General features: G+C 70.1%; 21 protein-coding genes. 12 read left to right on the top strand and 9 right to left on the bottom strand.

What is annotated here, in order from left to right; all coding sequences use genetic code 11:
* Positions 1-321 (bottom strand): ATP-dependent Clp protease adapter ClpS, encoded by a 321-nt coding sequence (gene clpS, locus AB7F93_RS05820; protein WP_428301942.1) that lies wholly within the window; start codon positions 319-321, stop codon positions 1-3.
* Positions 322-543: 222 nt separating this feature from the next.
* On the opposite strand from clpS, the gene AB7F93_RS05825 reads away from it, so the two are divergent.
* From AB7F93_RS05825 to AB7F93_RS05835, 3 genes are all read left to right on the top strand, one after another.
* Positions 544-1701, top strand: coding sequence for an aspartate aminotransferase family protein (locus tag AB7F93_RS05825; RefSeq protein WP_428301943.1), 1158 nt, complete (start codon positions 544-546; stop codon positions 1699-1701).
* Between the two features lie 8 nt (positions 1702-1709).
* Positions 1710-2612 (top strand): ornithine carbamoyltransferase, encoded by a 903-nt coding sequence (gene argF / locus AB7F93_RS05830; RefSeq protein WP_428301944.1) that lies wholly within the window; start codon positions 1710-1712, stop codon positions 2610-2612.
* A 95-nt stretch (positions 2613-2707) separates the two neighbouring features.
* Positions 2708-3685 (top strand): hypothetical protein, encoded by a 978-nt coding sequence (locus AB7F93_RS05835; protein ID WP_428301945.1) that lies wholly within the window; start codon positions 2708-2710, stop codon positions 3683-3685.
* 9 nt (positions 3686-3694) lie between these two features.
* Here the strand turns inward: AB7F93_RS05835 and moaC are convergent, their stop codons facing one another.
* Together moaC and AB7F93_RS05845 are read right to left on the bottom strand one after the other, a co-directional pair.
* Positions 3695-4183, bottom strand: coding sequence for a cyclic pyranopterin monophosphate synthase MoaC (moaC, locus tag AB7F93_RS05840; protein WP_428301946.1), 489 nt, complete (start codon positions 4181-4183; stop codon positions 3695-3697).
* Complete coding sequence (locus AB7F93_RS05845; RefSeq protein ID WP_428301947.1) at positions 4176-4685, bottom strand: molybdopterin-binding protein; 510 nt, start codon at positions 4683-4685, stop codon at positions 4176-4178. Before AB7F93_RS05845 ends, moaC begins: the two co-directional genes overlap by 8 nt.
* Positions 4686-4752: 67 nt before the next feature.
* On the opposite strand from AB7F93_RS05845, the gene AB7F93_RS05850 reads away from it, so the two are divergent.
* The gene (locus AB7F93_RS05850) at positions 4753-4986 is read left to right on the top strand and encodes a MoaD/ThiS family protein (protein WP_428301948.1); all 234 of its coding nucleotides are present in this window, start codon (positions 4753-4755) and stop codon (positions 4984-4986) included.
* Between the two features lies 1 nt (position 4987).
* Positions 4988-5434: a molybdenum cofactor biosynthesis protein MoaE gene (locus AB7F93_RS05855; RefSeq protein WP_428301949.1), complete on the top strand. Its 447-nt coding sequence runs from the start codon at positions 4988-4990 to the stop codon at positions 5432-5434.
* Between the two features lie 165 nt (positions 5435-5599).
* Here the strand turns inward: AB7F93_RS05855 and ppa are convergent, their stop codons facing one another.
* Together ppa and AB7F93_RS05865 are read right to left on the bottom strand one after the other, a co-directional pair.
* Positions 5600-6136, bottom strand: coding sequence for an inorganic diphosphatase (gene ppa / locus AB7F93_RS05860; protein ID WP_428301950.1), 537 nt, complete (start codon positions 6134-6136; stop codon positions 5600-5602).
* A gap of 156 nt (positions 6137-6292) precedes the next feature.
* Entirely contained in the window at positions 6293-8326 is a 2034-nt protein-coding gene (locus tag AB7F93_RS05865; RefSeq protein WP_428301951.1) for a sodium-translocating pyrophosphatase, read from the bottom strand.
* Between the two features lie 226 nt (positions 8327-8552).
* Between AB7F93_RS05865 and AB7F93_RS05870 the strand changes: the two genes are divergently transcribed.
* Genes AB7F93_RS05870 through aroE form a run of 3 tightly spaced genes read left to right on the top strand, consistent with a single transcriptional unit; the run spans position 8553 to position 11022 of the window.
* Positions 8553-9203, top strand: a complete 651-nt coding sequence (locus AB7F93_RS05870; RefSeq protein WP_428301952.1) for an adenylate kinase — start codon at positions 8553-8555, stop codon at positions 9201-9203.
* A gap of 6 nt (positions 9204-9209) precedes the next feature.
* A complete protein-coding gene (gene hemB, locus AB7F93_RS05875) occupies positions 9210-10208 on the top strand; it encodes a porphobilinogen synthase (protein WP_428301953.1) in 999 nt (332 codons plus the stop codon).
* A 1-nt stretch (position 10209) separates the two neighbouring features.
* Positions 10210-11022: a shikimate dehydrogenase gene (aroE, locus tag AB7F93_RS05880; protein ID WP_428301954.1), complete on the top strand. Its 813-nt coding sequence runs from the start codon at positions 10210-10212 to the stop codon at positions 11020-11022.
* Between the two features lie 7 nt (positions 11023-11029).
* Here aroE and hpf read toward each other — a convergent pair whose 3' ends face one another.
* The gene (gene hpf, locus AB7F93_RS05885; RefSeq protein ID WP_428301955.1) at positions 11030-11371 is read right to left on the bottom strand and encodes a ribosome hibernation-promoting factor, HPF/YfiA family; all 342 of its coding nucleotides are present in this window, start codon (positions 11369-11371) and stop codon (positions 11030-11032) included.
* Between the two features lie 156 nt (positions 11372-11527).
* Between hpf and AB7F93_RS05890 the strand changes: the two genes are divergently transcribed.
* From AB7F93_RS05890 to AB7F93_RS05905, 4 genes are read left to right on the top strand one after another with little or no spacing between them, the layout of a single operon-like run.
* On the top strand, positions 11528-12196 hold the full coding sequence (locus AB7F93_RS05890) for an NUDIX hydrolase (RefSeq protein WP_428301956.1): 669 nt from the start codon (positions 11528-11530) through the stop codon (positions 12194-12196).
* Complete coding sequence (locus AB7F93_RS05895) at positions 12183-13169, top strand: helical backbone metal receptor (RefSeq protein ID WP_428301957.1); 987 nt, start codon at positions 12183-12185, stop codon at positions 13167-13169. Before AB7F93_RS05890 ends, AB7F93_RS05895 begins: the two co-directional genes overlap by 14 nt.
* Positions 13166-14512, top strand: a complete 1347-nt coding sequence (gene gorA / locus AB7F93_RS05900) for a glutathione-disulfide reductase (protein WP_428301958.1) — start codon at positions 13166-13168, stop codon at positions 14510-14512. The genes AB7F93_RS05895 and gorA overlap by 4 nt, the downstream gene beginning before the upstream one ends.
* Before the next feature lie 2 nt (positions 14513-14514).
* Entirely contained in the window at positions 14515-15045 is a 531-nt protein-coding gene (locus AB7F93_RS05905) for a gamma carbonic anhydrase family protein (RefSeq protein WP_428301959.1), read from the top strand.
* 10 nt (positions 15046-15055) lie between these two features.
* Here the strand turns inward: AB7F93_RS05905 and AB7F93_RS05910 are convergent, their stop codons facing one another.
* The 3 genes from AB7F93_RS05910 to AB7F93_RS05920 all read right to left on the bottom strand — a co-directional run bounded on the left by AB7F93_RS05910 (position 15056) and on the right by AB7F93_RS05920 (position 17253).
* Positions 15056-15796 (bottom strand): DsbC family protein, encoded by a 741-nt coding sequence (locus AB7F93_RS05910; protein ID WP_428301960.1) that lies wholly within the window; start codon positions 15794-15796, stop codon positions 15056-15058.
* Between the two features lie 67 nt (positions 15797-15863).
* Positions 15864-16820, bottom strand: a complete 957-nt coding sequence (gene xerD, locus AB7F93_RS05915; RefSeq protein ID WP_428301961.1) for a site-specific tyrosine recombinase XerD — start codon at positions 16818-16820, stop codon at positions 15864-15866.
* Positions 16795-17253 carry a methylated-DNA--[protein]-cysteine S-methyltransferase gene (locus tag AB7F93_RS05920; protein WP_428301962.1) on the bottom strand — a complete coding sequence of 153 codons (459 nt, stop codon included), beginning with the start codon at positions 17251-17253 and terminating at the stop codon, positions 16795-16797. Before AB7F93_RS05920 ends, xerD begins: the two co-directional genes overlap by 26 nt.
* Between the last annotated feature and the right edge of the window lie 17 nt (positions 17254-17270).

Here is a 17270-nt window from a genome sequence, read left to right on the forward strand (position 1 = left end):
TCAGGCTACTTCCATATCGCATTGCAGGGGATGCTCGTTCTCGCGGGAATACTGCACGACCTGTGCCACCTTGGTCTCCGCGATCTCGCGCGTAAACACGCCGCACACGCCCTTGCCGCGCGTGTGCACGTGCAGCATGACCTGCGTGGCGCGCTCGCGATCCAGGCTGAAGAACCGTTCGAGCACGTGCACCACGAACTCCATCGGCGTGTAGTCATCGTTCAACAGCACCACCTTGTACAGCGGCGGCTGCTCCACCTTGGGCCGGGCTTCGCGGACGTCGAGCGCGCCGCCGTTGCCCTGTCGTTCCCGATTAGTCATACCGATTCACTGCCACCTCTTGCCACCCGGGCATGTCGGCAGGCGCCGACCGGCAGGGCTTGCGGCCAATGCTGCGATTGCGCCTGCGCCTTGTCAACACAGCGTTTGACGGGGTTTGTCAAGGAAAATTCGGTGCTAGACTTTCGTCTTTAGAAGCAGCCGCCCCGTCGGCTGTTTTTGCTTTTATGGGGTAGTGAAATGTCTGGCCAGGATGGGGCCCTCATGGCCACCTATGCCCGTCAGGCGGTAGCCTTCGAACGCGGCGCCGGCGTCTGGCTGTGGGACACGCAGGGCGAGCGGTACCTGGACGCGCTGTCCGGCATCGCCGTGTGCGGCCTCGGCCATGCGCACCCGGACGTGGCGCGCGCCATCGCCGACCAGGCGGCCACGCTCGTCCACACCTCGAATCTGTACCAGGTGCCGCTGCAGGCGCAGCTCGCCGCGCGGCTGACCGCGCTGTCGGGGCTGAAGCAGGCGTTCTTCTGCAACTCCGGCGCCGAGGCCAACGAGGCGGCCATCAAGATCGCCCGCAAATACGGCCACGGCCGCGACATCGCCGTGCCGACCATCGTCGTGGCCGAGGGCAGCTTTCACGGCCGCACGCTGGCCACGCTGAGCGCCACCGGCAGCCGCAAGGTGCAGGCCGGTTTCGAGCCGCTGGTGCAGGGCTTCACGCGCGTGCCGTTTGACGATCTGGAAGCCCTGCGCCGCGTGGCGGAGCATCAGCGCGACGTGGTGGCGGTGCTGATCGAACCCGTGCAGGGCGAGGGCGGCATCCGCGTGCCGTCGGCCGATTACCTCGCCGGCGTGCGTGCGCTGTGCGACCAGCACGGCTGGCTGCTGATGCTGGACGAGATCCAGACCGGCATGGGCCGCAGCGGGCACTGGTTCGCCTGCCAGGGCGCGGGCGTGGTGCCGGACGTGATGACGCTCGCCAAGGGCCTTGGCAACGGCGTGCCGATCGGTGCGTGTCTTGCCGGCGGCAAGGCGGCCGGCGTGCTCCAAGCCGGCAACCACGGCAGCACCTTTGGCGGCAATCCGCTGGCGTGTCGGGCGGCGCTCGCGACGCTCGATGTGATCGAACGTGACGGATTGACGCGCCGCGCCGCCGAACTCGGCGCCCGGTTGCAGGGCGCGCTGCGCGAGCGCCTCGCCGGCTGCGCCGGCGTGGTGGACGTGCGCGGCGTGGGCCTGCTGATCGGCATCGAGCTCGACCGGCCGTGCGGCGCGCTGGTGCAGCGGGCGCTCGACCGGCGCCTGCTGATCAACGTCACCGCCGAGCGCGTGGTGCGCCTGCTGCCGCCCCTGATCATGAGTGACGACGAGGCCGCGCAGCTGCTGGACACGCTGTGCCCGCTGATCGTCGATTTTTGCGCCTGAGGCACGCCATGCCCGCACGGCACTTTCTGACCCTGACCGATCTCACCGCCGCGGAGCTGGCGGGTCTCATCACGCGCGCCGCGCAGCTCAAGGCCGCCCACAAGCGCGGGCAGTCGCAGGTGCGTTACCCCGGCCGCGTGATGGCGATGCTGTTCGAGAAGTCGTCCACGCGCACGCGGGCGTCGTTCGAGGCCGCCTGGACGCACCTTGGCGGGCACAGCATGTTCCTGTCGCCGCGCGACATTCAGCTCGGCCGCGGCGAGACGGTCGAGGACTCGGCCCGCGTGCTGTCGCGCATGGTCGACGTGCTGGTGGTGCGCACCTTCAGCCACGAGCGCCTGGAGCTGCTCGCCGCACACTCGACGGTGCCGGTGATCAACGCGCTCACGGATCGCTTCCATCCGTGTCAGCTGCTGGCCGACATCCTGACCTGGACCGAGCAGCACGGCGACATCCGTAACCGGACGGCCGTATTTGTCGGCGACGGCAACAACGTATGCCACTCGTGGATGGAAGCGGCGCGGCTGTTCGGCTTCCGCCTGCGCGTGGCGGCGCCGCAGGGCTACCGGCCGGCGGCCGATCTCACGGCGACCTACGTGGACTGCGTCGAGATTCTTGACGATCCGCAGACCGCGGTGGCCGGCGCGGATGCCGTCATCACCGACGTGTGGGCCAGCATGGGTCAGGAGGACGAAGCCGCCGCGCGGCAGGCGGCGTTCGCCGGCTTCGAGGTCGATCAGGCGCTGATGGCGCGGGCCGCGCCGGGGGCGATCTTCATGCACTGCCTGCCGGCACACCGCGGCGAGGAAGTGAGCGCCGAGGTCATCGACGGCCCGCAAAGCGTGGTCTGGGACGAGGCCGAGAACCGCCTGCACGCGCAAAAGGCGCTGCTCGAACTGTTGCTCGGCTGAACCGCCACGGCAGACCGCGACAATCTGTCGCATTCCCCTGCCGCCCCGCACTGCCTAAGCTGCCCGGCCTTTTCAAGACGCCGGGAGCGCGCTCCATGACTCGAAACCGACTGTCCGCCATCGCACTCGTGACCGGCGGACTGCTGCTTGGCAGCGCCGCGGCGCGGGCCTCCTGCGGGTCGGCGTTCTGCACCCTCGATACCGATTTCGGCCTGCCGGGCGGGTTGCCCGGTGCCGGGCTGCGCCTGAACCTGCGCTACGAGTACATCGATCAGGACCAGCCGCGTCACGGCAGCGAGAAAGTCGGCGTCGGCGAGATTCACGCGCACCACGACGAGGTCCGCACGGTGAACCGCAACTGGCTGGCGAGCGCCGACTACGCCTTCAACCCCGACTGGGGCGTCACCGTCACGGCGCCGTTTGCCAGGCGGGACCACGTGCATATCCACAACCACCACGGCGCCCGGTTTCGGGACGAGTGGGAGTTCACGGAACTTGGCGACGTGCAGTTGCTGGGGCGGCGCCAGTGGCAGCTGTGGCGTGGCGCGGACGACACGCTGCGGTCCGACAGCGTCGGCATCAACGTCGGCCTCAAGCTGCCGACCGGCCGGACCGGCGTCGAGAACGGCGACGGCGACCCGGCCGAGCGCACGCTGCAACCGGGCACCGGCACCACCGATCTGCTGCTCGGCGCCTTCTACCAGTCGACGCCGACAGCGGGTGACTGGTCCTGGTTCGGCCAGGCGCTGTACCAGGCGCCGACCAACAGCCACGACCGTTTTCGTCCCGGCGACCGGTTCACGTTGAACCTCGGCGGCGCCCGCAAACTCACGGATACCTGCCGCCTGCTGCTGCAGGTGAACGCCGTGCACCGGGGCCGTGACGAGGGCCGCAACGCCGAGCCCGAGGACAGCGGCGGCAATTCGGTCTTCCTGAGCCCCGGCGCGAGCTGGGCGCTGACGCCGCGGATCAGCGTCTACGGCTTCGTGCAAAAGCCGATCTATCAGTACGTGAACGGCGTGCAGCTGACGGCCGACTGGTCGGCCGTGGCGGGGATAGGCTTCAGCCTGTAGGCGTCTGGGTCACTTATCGGCCGCGTCCCGCCGCCACTCGCCCGACTTGCCGCCGCGCTTTTCGAGCAGGCCGATGTCGGTCATGACCATGCCGCGGTCGACCGCCTTGCACATGTCGTAAATCGTCAGCAGCGCGATCTGCACCGCGGTCAGCGCCTCCATCTCGACGCCGGTCTGCCCGCCGGTGCGCACGCGGGCGCGGCAGCGCACCGCCGGCGGCGAGTCTTCCAGCTCGAAGTCGATACTGACCGCCGTCAGCGGCAGCGGGTGACACAGCGGGACGAGGTCCGCCGTGCGCTTGGCGGCCATGATGCCGGCCACGCGCGCGATGCCGAGCACGTCGCCTTTCTTGTGATCGCCGGCGCGGATGCGCGCCAGCGTGTCGTCCTGCATCGTGATGCGGCCCTCGGCGAGCGCCTCGCGCTGGGTCACCGGCTTGTCGCCGACGTCCACCATGTGCGCCTCGCCGCGGCGGTTGAAGTGCGTGAGCTCACTCATCGGCGATCAGCCCGGCAAGGCTGCACGGCCGCGTGGTGGTGTCGAGCTGCGGGACCACCAGCCGGTCCATGGCAAGGCGACAGCCGTTTTCCGAGCCCGGCAGCAGGAACAGCAGCTTGCCGTTCGCCAGGCCCGCCTGCGCGCGCGAGAGCATGCCGGAGCTGCCGATGTCCGCGAGCGACAGCACCTGAAACAGCACCGCAAAGCCCGGAATGTCGTGCTCGACCAGCGGCGCGGCGGCCTCGGGCATGCAGTCGGTGATGCCGGTGCCGCCGTTCGAGATCACCGCGTCGACGCCGGGGTCGGCGAGCCACGCGCGCAGGAACTCGCGCATCGTGGCCGCATCGCCGTGGCGGATGGCGGATGCCGCGATGAGGTGCCCGGCCGTCGTGAGCCGCGCGCGAATCAGGTCGCCGCTGCCGTCGTCGGCGGCGGTGCGGCGGTTGGAGTAGGTGAGCACCGCCACGCGCAGGCGGCGCGGCGTGTCGCTGGCTTGGCTCATGGCGCGTGCGGGCGGTCGGCGGGGGTGAGCCGGTATTATCACCGCCCCGTTCGCCGAGTCCCTGCCGATGCACGTGCACGTCCGTTTTTTCGCCAGCCTGCGCGAGTCGCTCGGCCGCGACGAGGTGCGGATCGATCTGCCAGCCGATGCCCGGGTGGCCGACGCGTGGGCCGCCGCCACCGGACAAACAGCGCTGCCGGCCGGCGTGCTGTGCGCCATCAACCACGATTACGCCGCGCCGACTGCCGCCGTGCAGCCGGGCGACGAGGTGGCGTTTTTCCCGCCGGTGACGGGGGGCTGAGGTGGCGATCGAGGTCGTCGACGGGCCGTTCGATCCCTGGGCACGTCTTGCCGCCGCCCAGGTCGCGCTCGCGGCACGGGCCGGCAGCGGCGCCTGCGCGGTGTTCGTCGGCACCATGCGCGATTTCAACGAGGGCGACGCCGTCGCCGGCATGACGCTCGAACACTACCCCGGCATGACCGAGCGCGCGCTCGCCGCCATCGAGGACGAGGCGCGATCACGCTGGCCGGTGAACGAGATCCTTATCGTGCACCGCGTGGGACCGATCGCACCCGGCGACAGCATCGTGCTCACCGCCGCCTGGTCGGCGCACCGCGAGGCGGCCTTCGCCGCCTGCCGGTACCTGATCGAGGAACTCAAGCACCGCGCGCCGTTCTGGAAAAAGGAAACGCTCGCCGCCGGCGGCGCCCGCTGGGTGGCACGCAACACACCGGCCGGGGCGGACTGAAGGAAACGCCTATTGATTCAGGGCGTTTCCTTCCGGGGCAGGATGTCCCGACATGGATCACCGGCGTACGGCGTTGATTCATGGAGCGCAGCGCGGGCATGTACCGAGCTGCAGCGAGCTGAAAAATTCCATGGATGGAATTTTTCAGCACTTCCTGATGACGCCCTACTCCTCGCCGGCCGCGTAGCGCTCCAGCGCCTCGACGATGATGGCGCGGGCCGCCGCCGCATCGCCCCAGCCGTCGAGCTTCACCCACTTGCCGGGTTCGAGATCCTTGTAGTGCTCAAAGAAGTGGCCGATGCGCTCCAGCCAGTGACTCGACACCTGGCCGATGTCCTGGATGTGCGAGTAGCCGGCGAACACGCGGTCGTCCGGCACCGCCAGAATCTTCTCGTCGCCGCCGGCCTCGTCGGTCATGCGCAGCACGCCGACCGGCCGGCAGCGGATGACCGAGCCTGGGATCAGCGTCAGCGGCAGGATCACCAGCACGTCGGCCGGGTCGCCGTCGCCGCACACGGTGTTCGGGATGTAGCCGTAGTTGCACGGATAGCGCATCGGCGTCGACAGGATGCGGTCGACGAAGATGGCACCGCTCGCCTTGTCGACCTCGTACTTCACCGGTTCCGAATCCTTCGGGATCTCGATGATGACGTTGATCTTGTGGGGCAAATCGCTGCCCGCGGGGACCATATCCAGGCCCATGATGCACTCCTTGGCTGACCGGCCGGGGTTACGAGGGGGCGCAAGGATACTGGAGCGCTGGCAACGAACAAGTGACCGATGCCCCGGCCACAAAAAAAGCCCTCCCCGGCCTGCGCCGGGGAGGGCTTCGACTGAGTCGTCCGAGCGGGCGCCGCGTTACAGCAGCGGCACCAGCAGCAGGGCGACGATGTTGATGATCTTGATCAGCGGGTTGATGGCCGGGCCGGCGGTGTCCTTGTAGGGGTCACCCACGGTGTCGCCGGTGACGGCGGCCTTGTGGGTTTCCGAACCCTTGCCGCCGAAGTGGCCTTCTTCCACGTACTTCTTGGCGTTGTCCCAGGCGCCGCCGCCGGTGCACATCGAGATGGCCACGAACAGGCCCGTCACGATGGTGCCAATCAGCAGGCCGCCCAGCGCCTTGATGCCGGCGCCCGGACCCATCAGCGCGTTCATGCCGAAGCCGATCACCACCGGCACCAGGATCGGCAGCAGCGAGGGCACGATCATTTCCTTGATGGCCGCACGCGTCAGCATGTCGACCGCCCTGGAGTAGTCCGGCTTGGCGGTGCCCTCCATGATGCCGGGGATCTCCTTGAACTGGCGGCGCACTTCCACCACCACCGAGCCCGCCGCGCGGCCGACCGCTTCCATGGCCATGGCGCCGAACAGGTACGGCACCATGCCGCCGATGAACAGACCAATGATCACCGCCGGGTCGGACAGGCTGAACACCTGCAGCTTGCCGAGGGCGTCGAGGTTGTACGTGTAGTCGGCGAACAGCACCAGCGCCGCCAGCCCCGCCGAGCCGATGGCGTAGCCCTTGGTCACCGCCTTGGTGGTGTTGCCGACGGCGTCGAGCGCGTCGGTGATGGTGCGCACGCCGCCCGGCAGGCCGGACATCTCGGCGATGCCGCCGCCGTTGTCGGTGATCGGCCCGTAGGCGTCGAGCGCCACGATCATGCCGGTCATGGACAGCATGGCGGTGGCCGCGATGGCGATGCCGTACAGCCCGCCGAATTCGAACGCGCCCCAGATGGCGGCGCATACCGCCAGCACCGGCAGCGCGGTCGACTTCATGGACACCGCAAGACCCGCGATCACGTTGGTGCCGTGGCCGGTCTGCGAGGCCTCGGCGATGTGCCGCACCGGCGCGTACTCGGTGGCGGTGTAGTACTCGGTAATCACGATCATGGCCGCCGTGAGCGCAAGACCGATCAGCGCGCAGTAATACAGCGGCATGGCCTGCGCGCCGAGCAGCGCGGTCGAGATCGGGTAGAAGGCCGCGGCGGCGATGACGCCGGACACGAGCACGCCGCGGTACAGCGCGGACATGATCTTGCCGCCCTCGCTGGTCTTCACGAAGAAGGTGCCGACCACCGACGCGACGATCGACACCGCGCCCAGCAGCAGCGGGTACAGCACCGCGTTCACGCCGAGCGACTGCATGGTCAGGCCCGCCAGCAGCATGGTGGCGACCACCGTCACGGCGTAGGTCTCGAACAGGTCCGCCGCCATGCCGGCGCAGTCGCCGACGTTATCGCCCACGTTGTCGGCGATCACCGCGGGGTTGCGCGGGTCGTCCTCGGGAATGCCGGCCTCGACCTTGCCGACAAGATCAGCGCCAACATCCGCGCCCTTGGTGAAGATGCCGCCGCCCAGGCGCGCGAAGATCGAAATCAGCGAGCCGCCAAACGCCAGCCCCACCAGTGAATGCAGCGCGTGGTTGGCGTCAGTCACCTGCAGCATGGCGAGGTAGTAGCCCGCCACCCCCAGCAGACCCAGGCCCACCACCAGCATGCCGGTCACCGCGCCGCCGCGGAAGGCCACCTGCAGGGCAGGGTTCAGGCCCAGGCTCGCCGCGTGCGCCGTGCGCACGTTCGAGCGCACCGACACGTTCATGCCGATGAAGCCGGCCAGACCCGACAGGATGGCGCCGACCGCAAAACCACCCGCCGTGGCCCAATCAAGCGCCATGCCCAGCACCACGAACAGCACCACGCCGACGATGCCGATGGTGGTGTACTGACGGCTCAGGTACGCCTGCGCGCCGGCCTGGATGGCAGCGGCGATTTCCTCCATGCGCGCGTTGCCGGCCGGCTGCGCCACGATCCAGCGCACGGCCGCCAGGCCATACACGATGGCCAGCACGCCCGCGCCAATGGCGAGCCACAGAGCAAGATCAATCGACATGCAATCCCTCCCGGTTGCAGGCTGCCGGCCGCGATGTTCCGGCTTGAGCGGTCGGTGTCCGGCGTGACCAGCAGCGGGCCACGCCCTCCTCGTCAAAAAGCGGCGCGGAGTATACGCGAACGTTCAGTTGACCCGCCGGTTGGCGGGACTAGCACCGTGACCAGCCGCCGCCCGCTGCGGCCCCTCCTTATAATTGGCCGATTCCCCAGCCAAGGATTTCCCATTCATGCGAGTCGTCATGCTCGGCGCCCCCGGTTCCGGCAAGGGCACCCAGGCCAAGCAACTGGTGCAGACCTACGGCGTCACCCAGTTGTCCACCGGTGACCTGCTGCGCGCCGCGGTGAAGGCCGGCAGCCCCATCGGCCAGCGGGCAAAGGCGGCCATGGACGCCGGCAAGCTGGTGTCGGACGACATCGTGCTCGGCCTCATCGAAGAGCGCCTTGACGGGCCGCAGGGCCTGCGCGATTTCATCCTGGACGGCTTCCCGCGCAACCTCGCGCAGGCGCAGGCGCTGGGCGCCCTACTGGAGCGCATCGACCTGCCGCTGCAGGCGGCGATCCTGATCGATGTGAGCGCCGAGGAGCTCAAGCGCCGCATCGCCGGCCGGCGCACCTGCCGCGACTGTGGCGCCATCTACAACGTATACACCGCGCCCTCGAAACAGGACGGCGTGTGCGATGTCTGCGGCGGCGAGACCTACCAGCGCAGCGACGACAACGAGGCCACCGTGGCACAGCGCCTGGCCACCTACGAGGCCGAGACGGCGCCGCTGGTGGACTACTACCGAGGCCACGGCCTGCTGCACAGCGTTCCGGGCGAGCAGCCGGTGGGCGCCATCTTCGCCGCGCTGCGCGGCATCGCCGACCGGCTCGGCTGACCGGCCATGACCGAGCGCAGCTTTCCGGGCAGCCGCCTGCGTCGCTTGCGCCGGCACGGCTTTCTGCGCGAGCTGGTGCGCGAGACCACGCTCACGCCCGGCGATTTCATCTACCCCGTGTTCGTACTGGACGGCGCCGGCCGCCGCGAGCCGGTCGCCTCCATGCCGGGCGTCGAGCGGCTGTCGGTCGATCTGCTGGTCCAGCACGCGCGCGAGGCGGCGGCGCTCGGCATCCCGGCGCTGGCGCTGTTCCCGGTCATCGAGGCGGGTCTGAAATCCGAAACCGCGGCGGAAGCCTGGAACGCCGACGGCCTCGTGCCGCGCGCGGTGCAGGCGCTCAAGTCCGCCCTGCCGCAGCTTGGCGTCATCACCGACGTGGCACTCGACCCCTACACCTCGCACGGCCAGGACGGCCTGCTCGACACGAGCGGCTACGTCCTGAACGACGCCACCGTGTCCGCGCTGGTGCGCCAGGCCATCTGCCAGGCACGCGCCGGCGCCGACGTGGTGGCGCCGTCGGACATGATGGACGGGCGCGTCGGCGCGCTGCGCAAGGCGCTCGAACGCGAGGGTCTCGTCAACACCGCCATCCTCGCCTACTCGGCCAAGTACGCCTCGGCCTTCTACGGACCGTTTCGCGACGCGGTGGGCTCGGCTGCCAGCCTCGGCGGCGCCGGCAAGCACAGCTACCAGATGGACTGCGGCAACGCCGACGAGGCGCTGCACGAGGTGGCGCTTGATCTGGCCGAAGGCGCCGACATGGTGATGATCAAGCCCGGCCTGCCGTACCTCGACATCGTGCAGCGGGTGAAAGAGCGCTTCGCGGTGCCGACCTTCGTCTATCAGGTGAGCGGCGAGTACGCCATGCTGAAGGCCGCCGCCCAGAACGGCTGGCTCGACGAGCGCGCCGTGGTGCTGGAGACGCTGCTCGCCTGCCGGCGCGCCGGCGCCGACGGCATCCTCACCTACTTCGCGCTCGACGCCGCCCGTTACCTGCAGGGCTGACATGGACCGCTACGCCGTGTTCGGCCACCCGGTCCGGCACAGCCAATCGCCGCGGATTCACGCCGCCTTCGCCGCCCAGACCGGGCAGGCGCTGAGCTACGAAGCGATCGAGGCGCCGCTCGACGGCTTCGAAGCGACGCTGCGCGCCTTCATCGCGGCCGGCGGGCGCGGCGGCAACGTGACCGTGCCGTTCAAGGAACAGGCGTTTCGTCTGGCGGACCGCTGCGACGACCTGGCCGCCCAGGCACAGGCCGTCAACACGCTGCGCGTCGAACCGGACGGGCGCCTGGCCGGCTTCAACACCGACGGCATCGGATTGCTGCGCGATCTGACGCAGAACCTCGGCGTGCCGCTGCGCGGCCGGCGCGTGCTGCTGCTTGGCGCCGGCGGCGCGGCGGCGGGCGTGATCGGACCGCTGCTCGCGGCGGGCGTGGCCGAGCTCGTGATCGCCAACCGCACGGCGCCACGCGCGCAGGCACTCGCCGCGCGCTTCGCAGGTCAGGGGGAAATTCACACGGCAGAACTCACGGCGCCCGGCGAGGGTTTCGATGTGGTGCTGAACGCCACCGCGGCCGGGCTTGGGGGGCAGGCACCGGCCGTGCCGGTCGGCGTGTTCGGGCCGCGTGCAGTGGCCTATGACCTCGTCTACGGCCCACCGGCCGCGCCGTTTCTGACGCTCGCCCGCCAAGCCGGAATCACAGCCTGCCACGACGGGCTCGGCATGCTGGTGGAGCAGGCGGCGGAAGCGTTCTGGCTGTGGCGAGGCGTACGCCCCGCCACAGCGCCGGTGATCGCCGCCTTGCGCGGCGGGTGAGGCGACTTCAGGCCGCAGCGGTGCCGTTGCGGCCGTGGTGGTCCTGTTGGCGGTCCATGTGGTCGCGCAGCTGGCGGGCGGCGGCGTCGAAGGCGTCGCGCAGCGCGACGTACAGGTCCTCGTTCGGCTCGCGCTTGACCACCAGTTCCGCGCCCGGCACGGTCAGATCAATGTGCACGTTGTACAGCACGCCCTTGTGCTGATGCTTGTGCGGGCATTCGATGACCACCCGGCAGGCCATGATGCGGTCGCTGAACTGGTCGAGCTTCTCGGCCTTCTTGCGCACGGCCGTGTCGATGGCCTCGGTCAGTTCGATGTCGCGGGCGGTGATCTGCAGCGGTAGACGCATGGATTTCTCCTTGAAGTGACATCTCGTGAGTCACCCGGTCGGGGCGCTCGTCTGGCAATCTACGCCGCGATTTTGGGGCCGGCAATGCCCTCAAGAACGCATTGACAGCGCTGCCTCCAGCGCGCATAAGTTGCGGATTCGCCGCCTATCCCGCCCATGATCAGCCGTACCCCCCACGCCCCGGATCGACTGCCGGAACGGTTGCAGTCGGCCCTCGCCTGCCCGCTGCCGGGACGCGCCGGCCAGGCGCGCATGGCGCCCACGCCCTACCGCGGCAGCATGGACGGCCGCTGGGAGGCGATACCCGAGCAGCATCGGGAAGCGGCGGTGCTGCTGCTGGTGTACCCCGACGCGGCGGGCCAGTACCAGCTCGTGCTCATGCGACGGCCGGACTACAGCGGGCCGCACAGCGGCCAGGTGGCGCTGCCCGGCGGCCGGCGCGAGGGCGACGAGACCTTGCTGCAAACAGCGCTGCGCGAGACACACGAAGAACTCGGCGTCGACCCGGCGTCGCTTGCCGTGCTGGGCGCGCTGTCGCCGATTTACGTCCGCGCCAGCAATCACCTCGTCTATCCGTTCGTCGCCACCACCGCGTTGCGGCCCGCCTTCCAGCCCTGCGAGCGCGAGGTGGCGGAGGTCATTGAGGTGGCGCTGGCGCGGCTGCGCGACGGCCGCTTTCGCGGCATGGAAGTGGTGCGCTTCGAGTCGTTCGGGCGCGTGCGGGTGCCGTATTTCGCCCTGCCCGGCACGCGCGTCTGGGGTGCCACGGGCATGATCCTTGGAGAATTTCTGACCGTGCTGGAGCAGCTTGATGACGCCGCATGAGGTGAGCAGCGCCTGCATCGGCGCCTGCGAGGTGGCGGCCGACGCCTGCTCCGGCTGCGGGCGACAGCTCGACGACATCGCCGCCTGGCCGGTGGCGGACGGTGGGCAGCGGCTCGGCATTCTCTTGCAGGCCGCGCGGCGCCTCGCGGACCACGCGCCGCGCCCCTGGCCGCGCCGCGTGCGCGACGCGCTCGGCAACGAGCTGCTGCTCGACGCGCCCCCGCAGCGCATCGTCTCGCTGGTGCCCTCGCAGACCGAATTGTTGTTCGATCTCGGACTCGGCGAGCAGGTGGTGGGCCTGACGAAGTTCTGCGTGCACCCGGAGGGCGCGCGCGACGGCCGGCGCTCGGTCGGCGGCACCAAGACGCCGGATCTTGCCCGCATCCGCGCACTCAAACCGGATTTCGTGCTCGCCAACCGCGAGGAGAACCGCACCGAGGACATCGCGGCGATCGGCCAGTTCGCGCCGGTTTATGTCACCGACGTCAACAGCCTGCCGCAGTCGCTCGCCATGACGCGCGCGGTCGGCTTCGCGCTCGGCGCCGAGGCCCGCGCCGCGCGCATCGCGGCCGACATCGAAAGCGCGTTCGCCGGCCTGCCAAAGCTCGACGGCCGGCGCTGCGCTTATCTCATCTGGCGCGAGCCGTGGATGGCGGCGGGTGGCGGCACCTTCATTGGCGACATCATGCAGCGCCTGGGTCTCGCCAACGTGTTCGAGGCACGCTCGCGCTATCCGGAACTGACGCTGGCCGAGCTCGCCGCCGCGGCGCCGGAGCTGATCCTGCTGTCGTCCGAGCCCTACCCGTTCAAGCGCGCGCACGGCGCGGAACTCGCCGCCGCCGTGCCACAGGCGCGCATCGTGTCGGTGGACGGCGAGATGTTCTGCTGGCCCGGCAGCCGCCTGCTGGCGGCGGCCGGCTATTGTCGTGATCTGCTGCCGACGCTGGTCGGCGCACCCGGAGTGGTCTGGTGAGCGAGCGCTTCGATTACCTCGTCATCGGCGGCGGCAGCGGCGGCATCGCGTCGGCCCGGCGGGCGGCGCAGTACGGCGCCCGCGTGGCCGTGGTGGAAGCCGCGCGCCTGGGCGGCACCTGCGTGAACGTCGGCTGCGTGCCGAAGAAGGTGATGTGGAACGCCGCCGGCATCGCCGAGTCCCTGCACCATGCCGCCGGGTACGGCTTTGACCTGGGCGAGGTGCGCTTCGATTGGCTGCGGCTGGTGCAGGCGCGCCACGCCTACATCGAGCGCCTGAACGGCATCTACGGCCGCATGCTGGATGAGTCCGGCGTCACGCTGCTGCGCGGCCACGCCCGGTTCGTGGCGCCCGACGCCGTGACCGTGGACGGCGCTACCTACCGCGCCCGGCACATCCTGATCGCCGCCGGCGGCCGGCCGGACGTACCGAACCTGCCAGGCGCCGAGCTTGGCATCGACAGCGACGGCTTTTTTGCACTCGCCGCGCAGCCGCGGCGCGTAGCGGTGATCGGCGCCGGCTACATCGCGGTGGAACTGGCCGGCGTGCTGCGCGCGCTCGGCAGCACGGTCACGCTCGCCATCCGCGGCCAGACGGTGCTGCGCAGCTTCGATGCGCTGGTGCAGGAGGCCGTCACCGGGCACCTGGAGGGCGCCCGCATCGCGCTCGAACGCGGCTTCGTGCCGGCCGGGCTCGAACGGCGCGCGGACGGCATTACCGTGCGCGCCGCGGATGGGCGCGCGGCCAGCGGCTTCGACTGCGTGATCTGGGCCGTCGGCCGCCGGCCGTGCAGCGACCAGCTTGGCCTTGAGACGACCGGCGTCGAGACCGACGCCGTGGGCCACATCCCGGTCGATGCGTTCCAGGACACCAACGTGCCCGGCATCCACGCCGTCGGCGACATCACCGGCCGCGCGCCGCTGACGCCGGTAGCCATTGCCGCCGGCAGGCGCCTGGCGGATCGGCTGTTCGATGGGCAGTCCGAACGGCACCTGAATTACGACGACATCCCGTCGGTGGTGTTCGCCCACCCGCCGGTCGGCACGGTGGGCCTCACGGAAGCCCAGGCGCGCGAGCGGCACGGCGACGCGGTCCGCGTCTACACCACGCGCTTTACCGACATGTACTACGCGCTCGGCAGCCACAAGCCGCAGACCGTCGCCAAGCTGGTGTGCGTGGGCGTGGACGAGCGCGTCGTCGGCGTGCACGTGGTCGGCCGCGGCGCGGACGAGATGACGCAGGGCTTCGCGGTGGCGGTCAAGCTCGGCGCGCGCAAGCGCGACCTCGACGACACCGTCGCCATCCACCCGACCGCCAGCGAAGAGCTGGTCCTGATGAGGTAACGATGGGTCTTCGCAGTTTTGGCGGCCACGCGCCGCGGCTGGGGGCGCGCGCCTGGGTTGACGAGGCGGCCGTCGTGATCGGCCAGGTGGAGCTCGACGAGGACGTGTCCGTGTGGCCGTGCTCGGTGCTGCGCGGCGACGTGAACCGCATCCGCATCGGCGCGCGCACCAACATCCAGGACGGCTCCATCCTGCACGTGAACCAGCCAACGCCCGACAAGCCGGCCGGCGATCCGCTCAGCATCGGCGCCGACGTGACGGTCGGGCACCAGGTGATCCTGCACGGCTGCACCATCGAGGACCGGTGCCTGGTCGGCATGGGCTCGCTGGTGATGGACGGCGCCGTGCTGCGCGCCGGCGTGCTGCTGGCGGCGGGCTCGCTCGTGTCACCCGGCAAGGAGCTGCACGGCGGCTGGCTGTGGGCCGGCCGCCCGGCCAAGCCGGTGCGCGAACTGCGCCCTGAGGAGATGGAATTCTTCGTCCACTCGGCGGCGCATTACGCCGAGCTGAAGGACGCCTACCGGACCGGCTGACCGCCCGCGCTCAGCCGGCCGGCTTGTCGAGCACGCGCTTGAGCTCGTCCGGCGGCACATAGCCCGGCAGCAGGCGACCGTCGTCGAGCAGGATGGCTGGCGTGCCGGACACGCCGAGGCCTTCGCCGGAGTGCATCTGTTCGGCCACCGGGTTGTCGCACACCTTGTCGGGGTTGTCCTTGCCGGCCTTGGCCGTGGTCATGGCCGCCTTGCGATCGGCGGCGCACCAGACGTTCTCCGCCTTCTTGAACGACGCCGAGCCCTCGCCGGCGCGCGGGAAGGCCACGTAGCGCACCGTGATGCCGGCGGCGTTGTACTGGTCGATGTGCCGATGCAGCTCGCGGCAGTAGCCGCAGTCGATGTCGGTGAACACGGTGATGCGGTGCTTGGCCTGGCTGGCCGGGAACACGATGGCGTCGGCGTCGCGCAGCTCGCGCAGGAAAGCCAGGCGCTTGGGCTGCAACTGTTCGCGCTCCACCTTTTCGAGCGCAGCGGCGGACAGGTTGCGCCGGCTGGCCACGTCGACCAGCGGGCCGCCCAGCATGTGTTTGCCGTCGGCGCTGAAGTAGTAAACCGTGCTGCCGAAGATGACCTCGTACAGGCCGTCCACCGCCGCCGGCTGCACGGACGTGGGCGGCGCATCGGGCGAAACCCTGGCCAGCACGTCCGCGAGGGGCTTCGGGATTTCGGCGCGGGCCGGCGCCGCGACAAGCAGGGCAACGGCCAGCGCGGCGAGCGAGAAGCGGTTCATTACAGGGTCCGGGAAGGGAAAGCGCGGATTGTAGGCTCAGGGAAGCGTTGATTCATTCAGCGATTCCTCAACCGCGCGGGTGATGCCGGGCGTGCAGGGCCTTCAGGCGCTCGCGGGCGACGTGGGTGTAAATCTGCGTGGTGGACAGGTCCGCGTGGCCAAGCAGCATCTGCACGGCGCGCAGATCGGCGCCATGATTCAGCAGGTGCGTGGCAAACGCGTGACGCAGCGTGTGCGGCGAGGGCAGGCGCTCGAAGCCGGCCGTGCGGGCGTGTGCGCGCAATCGGTGCCAGAAGGCCTGGCGCGTCATGCCGCCGCCGCGGCGGGTCACGAACAGTACATCGCTGATCTGCCCGGCGAGCAACGCGCCGCGGGCCTTGGCGAGGTACGTCTCGATGCGGACCAGTGCGGCCTCACCGACCGGCACCAGCCGCTCGCGCGACCCCTTGCCGAGCACCACCAGCACGCCGCGGTTCAGATCCACCTGCTGAAGACGCAGGCCGACCAGCTCGCTCACCCGAAGCCCGCTCGCGTACAGCAGCTCCAGCATGGCAACGTCGCGCAGCGCCTCGGGCGCGTCGCCGGCCGGCGCGGCCAGCAGGCGCTCGACGTCGGCTTCGCTGAGCGTCTTGGGCAGCGGCCGGCCAAGGCGTGGCGAGTCAATGCGGGCGGTCGGGTCTTCCTGCGCCAGCCCTTCGCGCACCAGGTATCGATAAAACCCGCGCACGGCCGACAGGCGCCGGGCGAGTGAGCGCGGCGCGAGGCGCGCCTGTTCGGGCGCGGCCAGATACGCCAGCAGATCGGCCCGCCCGGCGGCGGCGAGCGCCACGCCACGCGCGGCGAGATGCCCGGCAAAGCCGGTGAGGTCGGTGCGGTACGCGGCGAGCGTCAGGCGGCTCGCGCCGCGCTCCAGCCACAGGCTGTCGAGGAATTGCTCGATGAGCGGATCGACCGCCGGGCGGCGTCTGCCCTCACGAGATGGCGATGACGAGAGGCTTTCAGGCGCCGAAGTGGCTGCGCTCATGCGCCAGCAACTGGCCCTTGCGCTGCGGCCAGGCGCCCTCGGCAGCACCCATGAAACCGCCATCACCGGTGCTGGCGACCACGCGGTGGCAGGGCACCAGCAGCAGCAATGGATTGGCGCGGCAGGCGCCACCGATGGCCCGCGGCGCGGTGCCAAGCTCGGCGGCGAGATCGCCGTAGCGGCGCGTCTGCCCAGGCGGGATGGCGCGCAGCGCCGCCCACACGCGGTGCTGGAACGCCGTGCCCTCGGGCGCGAGCGGAAGGTCCGAGAAATCGGCCGTGGCGCCGGCGAAATAGGCTTCGAGCCGCAGCATGGTTTCGAGCAGCAGCGGATCGGTCGGCGCGCGTGCCGGTGCGTCGTCGGCTATGAAGCCGACCTCGCGCAGGCCGTCAAGCGTGCTGCGCAGGCCCAGCATGCCGAGCGGCGTCGACATGCTGGCGACGAAGTCGG

The sequence above is a fragment of the Immundisolibacter sp. genome, from assembly GCF_050250495.1.
Classification (GTDB): Bacteria; Pseudomonadota; Gammaproteobacteria; order Immundisolibacterales; family Immundisolibacteraceae; genus Immundisolibacter.

What these genes read in the sequence shown, in the direction of transcription:
- hemB (WP_428301953.1), top strand. Translation starts at nt 9,210, where the DNA reads ATGACCGAGCGCAGCTTTCCGGGCAGCCGCCTGCGTCGCTTGCGCCGG.
- AB7F93_RS05865 (WP_428301951.1), bottom strand. Translation starts at nt 8,326, where the DNA reads ATGTCGATTGATCTTGCTCTGTGGCTCGCCATTGGCGCGGGCGTGCTG.
- AB7F93_RS05920 (WP_428301962.1), bottom strand. Translation starts at nt 17,253, where the DNA reads ATGTCGACGCCGCTCGGCATGCTGGGCCTGCGCAGCACGCTTGACGGC.
- AB7F93_RS05905 (WP_428301959.1), top strand. Translation starts at nt 14,515, where the DNA reads ATGGGTCTTCGCAGTTTTGGCGGCCACGCGCCGCGGCTGGGGGCGCGC.
- hpf (WP_428301955.1), bottom strand. Translation starts at nt 11,371, where the DNA reads ATGCGTCTACCGCTGCAGATCACCGCCCGCGACATCGAACTGACCGAG.
- AB7F93_RS05895 (WP_428301957.1), top strand. Translation starts at nt 12,183, where the DNA reads ATGACGCCGCATGAGGTGAGCAGCGCCTGCATCGGCGCCTGCGAGGTG.
- AB7F93_RS05910 (WP_428301960.1), bottom strand. Translation starts at nt 15,796, where the DNA reads ATGAACCGCTTCTCGCTCGCCGCGCTGGCCGTTGCCCTGCTTGTCGCG.
- AB7F93_RS05825 (WP_428301943.1), top strand. Translation starts at nt 544, where the DNA reads ATGGCCACCTATGCCCGTCAGGCGGTAGCCTTCGAACGCGGCGCCGGC.
- moaC (WP_428301946.1), bottom strand. Translation starts at nt 4,183, where the DNA reads ATGAGTGAGCTCACGCACTTCAACCGCCGCGGCGAGGCGCACATGGTG.
- aroE (WP_428301954.1), top strand. Translation starts at nt 10,210, where the DNA reads ATGGACCGCTACGCCGTGTTCGGCCACCCGGTCCGGCACAGCCAATCG.
- AB7F93_RS05890 (WP_428301956.1), top strand. Translation starts at nt 11,528, where the DNA reads ATGATCAGCCGTACCCCCCACGCCCCGGATCGACTGCCGGAACGGTTG.
- clpS (WP_428301942.1), bottom strand. Translation starts at nt 321, where the DNA reads ATGACTAATCGGGAACGACAGGGCAACGGCGGCGCGCTCGACGTCCGC.
- AB7F93_RS05835 (WP_428301945.1), top strand. Translation starts at nt 2,708, where the DNA reads ATGACTCGAAACCGACTGTCCGCCATCGCACTCGTGACCGGCGGACTG.
- argF (WP_428301944.1), top strand. Translation starts at nt 1,710, where the DNA reads ATGCCCGCACGGCACTTTCTGACCCTGACCGATCTCACCGCCGCGGAG.
- ppa (WP_428301950.1), bottom strand. Translation starts at nt 6,136, where the DNA reads ATGGGCCTGGATATGGTCCCCGCGGGCAGCGATTTGCCCCACAAGATC.
- AB7F93_RS05850 (WP_428301948.1), top strand. Translation starts at nt 4,753, where the DNA reads ATGCACGTGCACGTCCGTTTTTTCGCCAGCCTGCGCGAGTCGCTCGGC.
- AB7F93_RS05870 (WP_428301952.1), top strand. Translation starts at nt 8,553, where the DNA reads ATGCGAGTCGTCATGCTCGGCGCCCCCGGTTCCGGCAAGGGCACCCAG.
- AB7F93_RS05845 (WP_428301947.1), bottom strand. Translation starts at nt 4,685, where the DNA reads ATGAGCCAAGCCAGCGACACGCCGCGCCGCCTGCGCGTGGCGGTGCTC.
- xerD (WP_428301961.1), bottom strand. Translation starts at nt 16,820, where the DNA reads ATGAGCGCAGCCACTTCGGCGCCTGAAAGCCTCTCGTCATCGCCATCT.